General features: G+C 39.3%; 10 protein-coding genes. 3 read left to right on the top strand and 7 right to left on the bottom strand.

The genetic code is table 11. The features are described 5' to 3' along the window. Positions 1-86: 86 nt before the first annotated feature. Entirely contained in the window at positions 87-986 is a 900-nt protein-coding gene (gene murQ, locus LG402_RS00050) for an N-acetylmuramic acid 6-phosphate etherase (RefSeq protein ID WP_227336232.1), read from the bottom strand. Positions 987-1,091: 105 nt separating this feature from the next. On the opposite strand from murQ, the gene LG402_RS00045 reads away from it, so the two are divergent. Beyond that, on the top strand, positions 1,092-1,829 hold the full coding sequence (locus LG402_RS00045; RefSeq protein ID WP_227336231.1) for a tetratricopeptide repeat protein: 738 nt from the start codon (positions 1,092-1,094) through the stop codon (positions 1,827-1,829). A 90-nt stretch (positions 1,830-1,919) separates the two neighbouring features. Here the strand turns inward: LG402_RS00045 and LG402_RS00040 are convergent, their stop codons facing one another. Next, complete coding sequence (locus tag LG402_RS00040) at positions 1,920-2,378, bottom strand: GNAT family N-acetyltransferase (protein ID WP_109409873.1); 459 nt, start codon at positions 2,376-2,378, stop codon at positions 1,920-1,922. A gap of 127 nt (positions 2,379-2,505) precedes the next feature. Here LG402_RS00040 and LG402_RS00035 point away from each other — a divergent pair, with 127 nt between their 5' ends. Further along, positions 2,506-3,993, top strand: a complete 1,488-nt coding sequence (locus LG402_RS00035; protein ID WP_227336230.1) for a PLP-dependent aminotransferase family protein — start codon at positions 2,506-2,508, stop codon at positions 3,991-3,993. Between the two features lie 55 nt (positions 3,994-4,048). On the opposite strand, the gene LG402_RS00030 is transcribed toward LG402_RS00035, so the two are convergent. Then, a complete protein-coding gene (locus tag LG402_RS00030) occupies positions 4,049-4,618 on the bottom strand; it encodes a class I SAM-dependent methyltransferase (protein WP_166539283.1) in 570 nt (189 codons plus the stop codon). Between the two features lie 473 nt (positions 4,619-5,091). Between LG402_RS00030 and asd the strand changes: the two genes are divergently transcribed. Continuing rightward, the gene (asd, locus tag LG402_RS00025) at positions 5,092-6,198 is read left to right on the top strand and encodes an aspartate-semialdehyde dehydrogenase (RefSeq protein WP_227336229.1); all 1,107 of its coding nucleotides are present in this window, start codon (positions 5,092-5,094) and stop codon (positions 6,196-6,198) included. Between the two features lie 89 nt (positions 6,199-6,287). Here asd and gyrB read toward each other — a convergent pair whose 3' ends face one another. The 4 genes from gyrB to dnaA are packed head-to-tail and all read right to left on the bottom strand — an operon-like array spanning position 6,288 to position 12,331. Next, positions 6,288-8,702: a DNA topoisomerase (ATP-hydrolyzing) subunit B gene (gene gyrB / locus LG402_RS00020; protein WP_166539282.1), complete on the bottom strand. Its 2,415-nt coding sequence runs from the start codon at positions 8,700-8,702 to the stop codon at positions 6,288-6,290. Positions 8,703-8,722: 20 nt separating this feature from the next. After that, a complete protein-coding gene (gene recF / locus LG402_RS00015) occupies positions 8,723-9,811 on the bottom strand; it encodes a DNA replication/repair protein RecF (protein ID WP_072070479.1) in 1,089 nt (362 codons plus the stop codon). Between the two features lie 11 nt (positions 9,812-9,822). Then, complete coding sequence (dnaN, locus tag LG402_RS00010; RefSeq protein ID WP_166539281.1) at positions 9,823-10,926, bottom strand: DNA polymerase III subunit beta; 1,104 nt, start codon at positions 10,924-10,926, stop codon at positions 9,823-9,825. A gap of 4 nt (positions 10,927-10,930) precedes the next feature. After that, positions 10,931-12,331, bottom strand: a complete 1,401-nt coding sequence (gene dnaA / locus LG402_RS00005; protein ID WP_166539280.1) for a chromosomal replication initiator protein DnaA — start codon at positions 12,329-12,331, stop codon at positions 10,931-10,933.

The following is a 12,331-nucleotide window of genomic DNA, read 5'->3' as shown; positions in this document are numbered from 1 at the left end:
ACAACCCATCACCAAGCCAGTAGATACCTTGTATTTGCTGGCTTTAATCAAGAATAAAATTTAACTCTCTATTTAATAAATGAAAATCACTCACCCAATGCCTTTCTAATAAATCCTTTGTTTTGATTAAGCATCTGTGTGGCTTGCGGTGCATCTACATTTGCTAGGATCATTAAAATTGCCGTTTTACAATGACGATGACATTGTGATAACGCTTCTTCAGCGATAGTTCTTTCACACTCGGTTGCTTGCATCACAATACGAATTTGGCGTTCAACCAATTTGGCATTGGTCGCTTCAACATCCACCATTAAATTACCAAATACCTTGCCAATCTTTATCATCGCACCTGTGGTTATCATATTTAAGATAAGTTTTTGTGCTGTACCCGCTTTCATACGTGATGATCCGGTTATCACTTCAGCACCCACAACTGGTGTAATAGCAATATCAGCAAGTTTGGCAATCGGGCTTTCAGGATTACAACTAATCGCTCCCGTTATTGCCCCGAGTGATTTTGCATACTGTAAAGCGCCCATCACATAAGGTGTTCTACCACTTGCAGCAATACCCACTAAAACATCTTTCTCGTTAAAATTAAGCTGGCGTAAATCTTGTTCGCCTAATTGAATATTGTCTTCTGCATTCTCGACAGCTTGTAAAATAGCCTTGTGTCCACCCGCAATTAATCCAATCACCATTTCATGAGGAGTACCGTAGGTTGGCGGGCATTCACTGGCATCTAAAATCCCTAATCGCCCCGACGTACCCGCGCCACAATAAATAAGGCGTCCACCCTGTGTAAATGCAACAGCAACTTTATCAACCAGTTGTGCAATTTCAGGTAGCACTTTTTCTATTGCGAATGGTACTTTTTTATCTTCATTATTAATGACACTTAGCATATCCAACGTTGAAAGCGTATCGATATTCTCACTGTCATGATTCCTACTTTCAGTCACTAGATTGCTAAGATCAATAGCCATTTTGGCTCTCCCAATATTATTCATATGATTAAGTCGAAGAAATTAACTGCTTTTATACCATTATTATTGGTAAGATTTTCAAAATCATTACAAACGGTACTCTACATGACATTTATTAAATATATTTCGACTCTTATCAGCCTACTTACTCTTGTTTGCTCGTTTTCTTTACATGCTAATTTTGAAGAGCAAGATAAAAGAAAATTTGAAGATACTCGCAAAGAAGCACTAAACCATAATGCACAAGCTCAATATCAATTGGCTGAAATGTATTCGATGGGAGCCGGTGTAGAAAAAAACCTTCTTAATGCACAATTGTGGGCAAATGAAGCAATAAAAAATGATTATGCCGATGCCTACGCACTGCTTGCTGATATTTACTTATTTAATGCCGACCCTTATTTTAAAAATAATTATATCGAAGCAAAAAAATTAGCTACTCTCGCAGTAAATAAAGGAAGCATAAGAGGAAAAATAAGTTTAGCAACAGCGCTCATTGCACCATTATCTGGAGAAACAGATCACCAAAAAGCGATTGTATTATTAGAAGAAGTCGCAGCGATTCATCAACCAGAGCTTGTTTACGCTCCAATTTGGTTAGGTGTTCTTTATAGTGGGGTTGGCAATGTGCCTGTAGATACAGAAAAAGCGAATATATGGTTTGCAAAAGCTAATGAAATGACTTTTGAAGGATTCGCTCAAGCAATGGCTTCTTTTATGTTCTCTGCCCAATATCATATTATTGAGCCTAACAAGCAAAAAGCAGATGAATTAATGAAACAGGCTTGTGAAGAAGCAAAAAAAGTTGGCAATGAGTTTTATTGCCAACAAGAGTTTAATTAACCCAAAATCAAATAAATAACCCTAACTCAGAAAAGAGATGGTAAATATCGCCATCTCTTTTATACCCGGCCTGTCCTATCTAACATTCTTTTATAGCGCCATACGGTATTCAATCACACCCGGTTTTTCTGCTACCCAATTATATAAGCGCTGACCACGTAAATTAGTTTCCTGTGTATGCCAATATAGACGAGCACAATCACGCTGTTTTGCTTGTTGATGAACAAACTCAATAAGTTGCTTACCTACATGGCGACCACGTGTATCTGGTGAAACAAATAAATCTTCTAAATAACAAAAATCACTTTCAGCCCATGTTGAACGATGAAAAAGATAATGAACAAAACCCAATACCTTTTCACCTTCCATTGCTACGGCACAATAAACAGGTTCTTTTTCATCAAAAAAACGTGCCCATGTTTTTAATGTTATCTCTTCTGATAACTCAACTTTATAAAATGCTTGATAACTTAACCAATGTGGCAACCATTGAGCATAATGCTCTTGCTCAACAAACTGGATTGAAACAGTTATTGGTGTTGTGCTCATCTCTTCACTTCCTTCTACTTTCATCAATGCTATAAAAAAGTATCACCTGCCTTTAATCGTGGTCATGGTACGTTTAATTTTGGTTCTCAATAAGGTACACTTTTTGTGTTTTTATAGGATCCACTTTATGAAACAGAAAAAAACTGCGTATTTCCCTAATCTTGTTTTAGAAGAAGGACCCATTGGTTCTCAGGTTTATCACGCGATTAGAAAGGCGATTTTAGATGAGCGCTTAACATCAGGTAGCCGTCTACCATCAAGTCGCACATTAGCCGAAATGATGTCGATTTCTCGTAACTCTGTTATTGCAGGCTTTGAACGTTTAATTGATGAAGGTTATTTATTTACTCGTCGTGGTGCAGGAACTTTTGTTGCAAATACAATCCCAGATGCCATTATTTCGGATAAGTGGGCCAAAACCATCCGCTCTATTTCTTCATCACACATCAAAAACCCATTAGAAACACTAAACCCCAATATGCAAAAAGCACACGCTTTTTGGCAACAGTCACAACCCAATATCAATAGCAGTCCTATATTTCATGTTGGCGTTGGCTGTGTGGATCTTTTTCCTCATGAACTTTGGGGAAGATTATTAGGGCGGGTTTGGCGACAATCAAAAAAAGCACTCGCAACATTTAATTCGCCAACAGGCTACACTCCTTTAAAAGAGATGATATGCCAATATGTTCAATCAACTCGAGGGCTCACTTGTCAGCCTGAGCAAATCATTATTGTAAATGGTACGCAGCAAGCGATAAATCTCACCACTAGAGTACTATTACAAGAGGGAGATACCGTTTGGCTAGATGATCCTGGTTATGACAGTGCTCGGGGTATCTTCACTTCTTATGGTATAAAACCACATCCAATAAGTTCAGATATTGATGGAATGGATATTTCTCAAGGAATAGCGCAGTGCCCTGAAGCAAAACTTGTTTTTACCACACCTTCTCATCAATTCCCTTTGGGTAATACGCTCTCACTTTCACGCCGTATTGCGTTGTTAGAGTGGGCATCATCCAATAATGTATGGATCTTTGAAGATGACTATAACAGTGAGTTTCGCTATCACACTAAACCTATCCAATCCCTACAAGGGTTAGATAAATATCAGCGAGTTGTCTATGCTGGAACATTTTCAAAAATGATGTATCCCGGATTTCGTTTAGGTTTTTTAGTCGTACCTCAAGCCTTAATCGAAGCCTTTAAAGTCGCTAAATACTACACCGATTCACATTCAGGTTTTCTAGAACAAGCAACATTAGCGCTATTTATGTCTCAAGGGCATTACGCCCGCCATGTAAGAAGAATAAGAAAAACCTGCTATGAACGTTATCAAGTGTTAACTAATGCTATAAAAACACATTTATCTCATGTTTTTCATGTTGAGCCCACGGATTCGGGCATCCATATTGTCTGCTGGCTAAAATCAGGTTATACAGAAGAATATGTCGTTAAAAAAGCGCGAGAAATAGGATTAGCCATACAGCCTTTGGCGCGTTACTGTATTCAAACATATCCAAAGAAAGGTGTTTTATTAGGATATGCTGCTCATAATCCAAATGAAATTGAAAAGAGTATTATCTTGCTTGCTCAAACTTTATCTAAATAAATAACATCTATTCTTATTTGTTATTTGCAATATAAAAAGCGAGCAAGCCTTGCATTTACCCTATATTATTTTTAGGCGTGCAATAATAAACCCAAGCAGGAGGAACATTAAGCAAGACTAATTTCTTTTCTAAATGAAAATAACGAGATAACGTTTTTTCATATCGAGTAGTATATTGAAATAACACAAAACAACCTTGTGTTTTTAATAACTCTTTATGCACTCGTTTTAAAATTCTTAAGCCTGTTTTCTTTGGTATAGATAAAAAAGGTAATCCTGAAATAATCATATTATAATGACTGTCTAATTTCTCCGCAGATGCAGTGTAAACCTTTAATCGATTATCATCGATTTTATCTAATTCTGTTGCAAAACTAGGTTCTATTTCAAAAACATCTAATGAGGAACTCACCGACATTCTTTTTAAAATTTGTTGGGTAATAACCCCTGTGCCAGCACCTAATTCAGCAACTTGAATGTCCTGTTGCCAATTGAGTTTATCCAGCATTTCATAACATAACCAACGAGATGAAGGCGCGATAGTACCCATCGTGGTTGGTGAAATCACAAACCGTTTTAAATACGAGTAGTACGTAGATAATGGAATGACTGTTGATATATCCATTTCGCCTCCTAACACCACTTAATAAGCGGTAAAATAAAATTCAAATAAAATGAAGAACCTTCATCATTATTTTTTATTTATGAAAATACATCATCTATTAAACAGTAGCGTTTAGTATAAAGCTTGGAGTGACCTCTAAGTAAATACGTTTTTCTTATATATTACACTATTTTACATTTTTCTATTTTTACTCTATTTTCTTAAACAAGAATATATTTTTGTTTATCCCAAAAAACAAAATAAGATATAACAGAATATTCTTACATTTTTATGGCGAACCTATTTTCTTTTTTAACAACTCATTGATATTTGTTCGTTCTGTGGCTTTCTTTTGTTAACTCTACGAAGACTATAAGAAACACTTCTAATTCTTTGGTAAATAATCAATAAATTCACTTGCACCTATCTCTATATTTTGTCAGGTTAGTGTGAGGTCTCTCACTATTCCTACAGACAAAGACAGGGTAATTACAATGAAAAATGTTGGTTTTGTGGGCTGGCGTGGTATGGTCGGCTCCGTTTTAATGCAAAGAATGGTTGAAGAACGTGATTTTGATGGGATAAACCCTGTTTTCTTCACCACATCTCAATTAGGTGAAGCAGCACCTGCTTATGGTAATCACCGTAGCACTCTGCAAGATGCTTATGATGTTGATACGCTAGCATCACTCGATATTATTATTAGTTGCCAAGGTGGTGACTATACCAATGAAATCTATCCAAAACTGCGCCAAGCAGGTTGGCAAGGTTACTGGATTGATGCCGCATCTGCATTACGTATGAATGATGATGCTGTGATTATTCTCGATCCTGTCAACGGTCAACATATTCAAGACAGCTTAAACAAAGGCATCAAAGCTTTTGTTGGTGGTAACTGTACGGTCAGTTTAATGCTGATGTCATTAGGGGGTTTATTTACGAACAACTTAGTGGAATGGGCAAGTGTCTCCACCTATCAAGCAGCTTCTGGGGCTGGCGCTCGTCATATGAGAGAGCTACTGTCACAAATGGGTTCTCTACATAATCAAGTAGTAAAAGAGCTTGAAAACCCAGCTTCCGCCATCTTAGATATTGAACGTAAAGTCACTAACTTTACGCGCAGTGGTACGATGCCAACTGAGCAATTTGGTGTTCCTCTAGCAGGTAGCTTGATCCCTTGGATTGATAAACAATTAGAAAATGGCCAGAGCCGTGAAGAGTGGAAAGGACAAGCAGAAACCAATAAGATTTTAAACACAGGTTCAAATATTATCCCTGTTGATGGTCTTTGTGTTCGTATTGGCGCATTACGCTGCCATAGCCAAGCATTTACTCTAAAACTGAAAAAAGATTTACCTGTTGCTGAAATTGAACAATTACTTGCCAGCCATAACGACTGGGTAAAAGTCATTCCTAATGATCGTGAATTGACTATTAGAGAGTTAACACCTGCCGCAGTTACAGGTACATTGAGCACACCTGTAGGCCGTATTCGTAAACTGAATATGGGCCCTGAATTTATTTCAGCCTTTACTGTCGGTGACCAATTGTTATGGGGTGCCGCAGAGCCTTTACGCCGTATGCTGAATATTCTGCGTTAATCTTTCGATAAAATATCGTCTATAAATATAAAAAAAACCAGCTAATTAAATTAGCTGGTTTTTATTTTTCGTGATGAAATCACACGTAATTAGATATCAATATTTGCCGCTTTCAGCGCATTCTCTTCGATAAAGGCACGGCGAGGTTCAACCGCATCGCCCATTAACGTAGTAAATAGCTCATCCGTTGCAATCGCATCTTTAACGGTTACTTGCATCATACGGCGTGTATCTGGGTTCATGGTGGTTTCCCATAATTGTTCTGGGTTCATTTCCCCAAGACCTTTATAACGCTGTACAGCAAGGCCACGACGAGATTCTTTCGTTAGCCACTCAAGTGCTTCTTCAAAGCTTGAAATCACCTGACGACGCTCTCCACGCTCAATAAACGCACCCTCTTCAATTAGGTTACCAATAATGTCACCTAAATGGGTAATACGTTGATATTCGCTACTGTGGATAAAGTCATAATCCAATTTGTAGTCTGTATCTACACCGTAAGTACGAATACGTAATACAGGTTCGAATAGACGATTTTCATCGTTTTGAGCAATAGTATAGCTATAAGTACTGCCTTGATCTTCCGCTTCATTTAGACGGTTAACCAAGCCACTCATCCACTCTTCGACTTTAGCTTTATCAGATAACGCATCTTCTGTTAGCGTTGAGTGATACACCAAGCTATTTAACATACTCAGTGGATAAATACGCTCCATACGACGAATAATTTTATGTGCAGCATGGTAGTCAACAACCAGTTTTTCAAGTTGCTCACCGTGCATTGCTGGCGCATGTTCACTGATATAAAGTGCTGCACCATCAAGTGCTATCGACATCAGGTATTCGTCCATCGCGTCATCATCTTTGATGTATTGCTCTTGCTTCCCTTTCTTCACTTTGTAAAGTGGTGGTTGAGCAATAAAAATATGACCACGCTCGATAATTTCTGGCATTTGACGATAGAAGAATGTCAGTAGCAGAGTACGAATGTGAGAACCATCGACGTCGGCATCCGTCATGATGATAATGCTGTGATAACGCAGTTTATCTGGGTTATATTCATCGCGACCGATACCACAACCTAATGCTGTGATTAATGTTGCTACTTCTTGAGACGCCAGCATTTTATCAAAACGCGCTTTCTCAACGTTTAGGATTTTACCTTTTAACGGCAAAATAGCCTGCGTTTTACGGTTACGCCCCTGTTTTGCAGAACCGCCCGCAGAGTCCCCTTCCACTAAATACAGTTCAGAGAAAGCAGGATCACGTTCAGAACAGTCTGCTAATTTACCTGGTAAGCCACCTAAATCTAAAGCACCTTTACGACGAGTCATCTCGCGCGCTTTACGCGCAGCTTCACGAGCACGAGCAGCATCAATAATTTTTCCAACAACGATTTTGGCGTCATTTGGATTTTCTAACAGGTATTCCACCAGCTTCTCATTCATCAGCGTTTCTACTGCTGTTTTAACTTCAGAAGAAACCAGTTTATCTTTTGTTTGTGATGAGAATTTAGGATCAGGTACTTTAACAGAGACAACCGCAATCAGACCTTCACGAGCATCATCACCCGTTGCACTGATTTTCGATTTCTTATTAAAACCTTCTTTATCCATATAGTTGTTTAACGTACGTGTCATTGCAGTACGGAAACCAACTAAGTGTGTACCACCATCACGTTGTGGAATATTGTTGGTAAAGCAGTAAACATTCTCTTGGAAACCATCATTCCACAGCATCGCAACTTCTACACCAATATTGTCTTTCTCTGTTGAGAAGTAGAATACATTTTGGTGAATTGGCGTTTTATTACGGCTTAAGTATTCAACAAATGCCTTAATACCGCCTTCGTAGTGGAAATGATCTTCACGGTTATCACGTTTATCAATTAAACGGATAGAAACGCCTGAGTTTAAGAATGACAACTCACGAAGACGTTTTGCTAAAATTTCATACTGGAATTCAGTCTCGCCCTTAAAGGTTTCAAGACTTGGCCAGAAACGAACAAATGTTCCTGATTTTTCGGTATCGCCAATCACTTTTAAGCGATCATCAGGTACACCATGACGATAAATTTGCTGATGGATTTTTCCATCGCGATGAATAGTCAGTTCGAGTTTTTCAGACAACGCATTAACAACAGAAACCCCTACACCATGAAGTCCACCAGAGACTTTATAGGAGTTATCATCGAATTTACCCCCAGCATGCAGAACTGTCATAATAACTTCTGCTGCTGAAACACCCTCTTCTTGGTGAATGCCGGTTGGAATTCCACGACCATCATCTCGAACAGAGACGGAGTTATCTGAATGGATAGTGACAATAATCTCATCACAGAAACCCGCGAGGGCTTCGTCGATTGCGTTGTCGACCACCTCGAAGACCATGTGATGCAGACCGGTTCCATCATCTGTATCCCCGATATACATCCCCGGGCGCTTACGCACCGCATCCAGCCCTTTTAATACTTTGATACTTGAGGAGTCATATGTATTCGACATCAACGTTTCTCGCTTTATTCCTATGGTTTAACCTCTATTTTGCCACGTTCTACGCTAAATAGCCTGCTATTTACATCTAGCATATCTTTCACTTGCCCTTGTGTTATCGCACTGACAAACACCTGAGCTTGCGTAGATTTTAGACGCTCGGCTAACAACTGACGCCGACTTGCATCTAATTCGGAAGCAAAATCATCGAGCAGATACAGGCATCTTTGCCCATTCTTACGAGTGAAATATTCACCTTGTGCCAGTCTCAAAGCACACATCAATAGCTTGAGCTGACCTCGTGACAACATATCTTCTACTGGCGTGCCGTTTGCTCTAATGCGTAGATCTGCCTTATGAGCACCAAGTGAGGTATAGGCTAACATTTTATCACGTTCAAATTGACGTGCTAGCAACTCACCATAATCAGTTTCTTTATCCCAGCCCCGTTGAAAACTGACTTTCAGCGAAAATTCTGGTAAAAACAGACGACACGTTTCTTCAATATCTTTAGCGATATCTTCGGTATATTGAGCTCGCCATTCACTTATCTGTTGCGTTAATAAGATAAGTTCTTTATCCCAAGGCATTAGCTGTCGATAAGACGTTGCTTGCCTTAGTGCCGCATTACGTTGCTTTAAAACACGTTTTAAATCCGACCATGCAGCGAAAAATCGAGGTTCATTATGAAAACAACCCCAATCGATAAACGCGCGACGATATTTAGGTCCACCATTCAGTAAAGTAAAACCTTCAGGTGTAATTAATTGCATGGGTAATAATTTGGCTAATTCTGCAATTTTATGACCATCGCTTCCGTCAATGCGTACCGTGCTATTACCTTCGCGATCTTTACTCAATCCAATCGCATAGCCACGGCTCTCTTCATTAAGCCCACTTAAACGCCCATGAAGAATAAATTCATTTTCATCATGTTGGATCACGCGATTTGCTTGAGAACTACGAAATGCTCGTCCATGTCCTAAGGTGTAAATCGCTTCAAGTATACTTGTTTTACCACTCCCGTTTGGTCCAACAAGAAAATTAAAGCCATCCGCTAATGGCAGATCCGCCTGTTCTATATTTCTAAAATGGCGGATCAATAAACGGGATAAAATCATGTTAGTGACTATTATAAACGCATTGGCATAACAACATAAGCAGCCGCAGAACTTGCCACATTTTCAACTTGAACACTTGAAACGGCATCAGTTAGTAACAGCTTAACTTCTTCACATTTCAAGGTATTCAATACATCAAGGAGATAGCTGACATTAAAGCCAATTTCCATTTCTTCACCTTGATATTGAACATCAACTATCTCTTCTGCTTCTTCTTGCTCAGGGTTGTTGGCTGTAATTTTCAATTGACCGTTGGTGAGGTTTATACGCACACCACGGAATTTTTCATTGGATAAAATTGCAGCACGAGAAAATGCCTGTTTAAGAATATCACAACCCGCAGTCACTGTTTTGTTTGGGTTTTTCGGTAATACACGACGATAGTCAGGGAAACGACCATCAACCAACTTCGAGGTAAAAATAAAATCACCGACATGCGCCCGTATATTATTACTACCGATTTGCAGTTGTAGTGAACTTTCACCACCACCATCCAGTAGACGCATTAATTCAATAACACCTTTACGAGGAACAATAACCGAGTGACCCGGTAAAGATTGCCCGATATCCATCGAACATACGGCTAAACGGTGCCCATCTGTTGCAACTGTGCGTAATTCTGTATTTTCAGTTTCAAACAACATACCATTGAGGTAATAACGCACATCTTGATGTGCCATTGAAAACTGAGTGGATTCAATGAGGCGTTTTAATGTTGCTTGAGGCAAGGTAAATTCAACATCACTTTGCCAATCATCTAAGTTAGGAAAATCAGATGCTGGTAAGGTTGATAATGAAAAACGGCTACGACCTGAGCGCACTAAAAGGCGATCACCATCAAGCTCAACACTAATTTCTGCGCCTTCAGGTAACCCACGCCAAATATCAAAAAACTTACGCGCAGGAACAGTTGTGGCGCCAATTTCATGAGATTGGCTGAGGTTAACTCTTGCCACCATCTCCATTTCAAGGTCAGTTCCTGTTAGTGATAAGGTGTTTTCAGTCACCTTAAGCAATAAGTTACCTAAAATAGGTAAGGTAGGACGACCACCCAAAGGGCCACTCACTTGTTGTAGCGGCTTAAGAAGCTGTTCACGTTCAATGATAAATTTCATAGCGCTAGGATGATAATGTTCTGATTAAGTTAGAAAAATCTTCTTTGATATCGTGACTTTCTTCACGCAATTGCTCTATTTTACGACAAGCATGAAGAACAGTTGTATGATCACGACCACCAAAGGCATCCCCGATTTCAGGCAAGCTGTGGTTTGTGAGTTCCTTTGCCAGCGCCATTGCCATTTGCCTCGGACGGGCAACCGATCGGGATCTCCGCTTCGACAGTAAATCGGCCACTTTAATTTTATAATATTCAGCAACTGTTTTTTGAATATTATCGATAGTGACTAATTTTTCTTGTAGAGCGAGTAAATCACGTAATGCTTCACGTACAAAGTCGATAGTAATCGCACGACCTGTAAAATTCGCGTTAGCAATCACTCGGTTTAATGCACCTTCAAGCTCACGGACGTTAGAACGAAGTCTTTTAGCAATAAAAAAGGCCACTTCGTCAGGTAACTGAATTTGATTTTCATCCGCTTTTTTCATCAAAATCGCTACTCTGGTTTCAAGTTCTGGTGGTTCAATCGCCACCGTTAATCCCCAACCAAAGCGTGATTTTAATCTATCTTCAACACCATTAATCTCTTTAGGATAACGGTCTGAGGTTAAAATAATTTGCTGATTACCCTCTAACAATGCATTAAAGGTATGAAAAAATTCTTCTTGTGAACGCTCTTTATTGGCAAAAAATTGAATATCATCAATTAATAGTGCATCCACAGAACGGTAATAGCGTTTAAAGTCTTCTATCGCATTATTTTGTAACGCTTTTACCATATCTTGTACGAAACGTTCAGAATGCATATAAACGACTTTTGCATTCGCTTTACGTTCCATAATGCTGTTACCCACTGCGTGTAACAAGTGCGTTTTACCTAGCCCTGTTCCACCATATAAAAAGAGTGGGTTATAAGCACCACCAGGATTATCAGCAACTTGTCTTGCTGCAGCTCTCGCTAACTGGTTAGACTTACCTTCAACAAAGTTATCAAACTTATGTTTTGGGTTAACGTTAGAGCGATAATTCAGCTCAGGCAGTTGAGACGCGGGTTGATTATCCCAGCTAGGGCGAACGGACTGACTATACGTAGGTGCCGTATTTACTGTCGGATGTACGACAGCTTTAGGAACACTTTCCGGTGTACGTGTCGATGCAGGTTTATTACCCACTTCAAAACGCAAAGAAGGGACTTCAGAGCCACAAAAATCCACTAATAATGCGTTGATATTATTAATGTATTTTTCTCTTACCCAATCTAAAACAAAACGATTAGGTGCATACAGCGCCAGCGTATTATCGCTTAATTCTGCCTGCAAGGGACGTATCCACATACTAAATTCAGTGGCAGGTAACTCATCCTGCAATCGGGCAAGACAATGCTGCCAAAGCGAAAGTGACAC

Origin of the sequence: Proteus sp. NMG38-2 (assembly GCF_020640995.1) — a bacterium.
Taxonomy (GTDB): Bacteria; Pseudomonadota; Gammaproteobacteria; order Enterobacterales; family Enterobacteriaceae; genus Proteus.
Note: the sequence above shows the minus strand (reverse complement) of the source record. Positions and strands in the feature narration are given on the sequence as shown.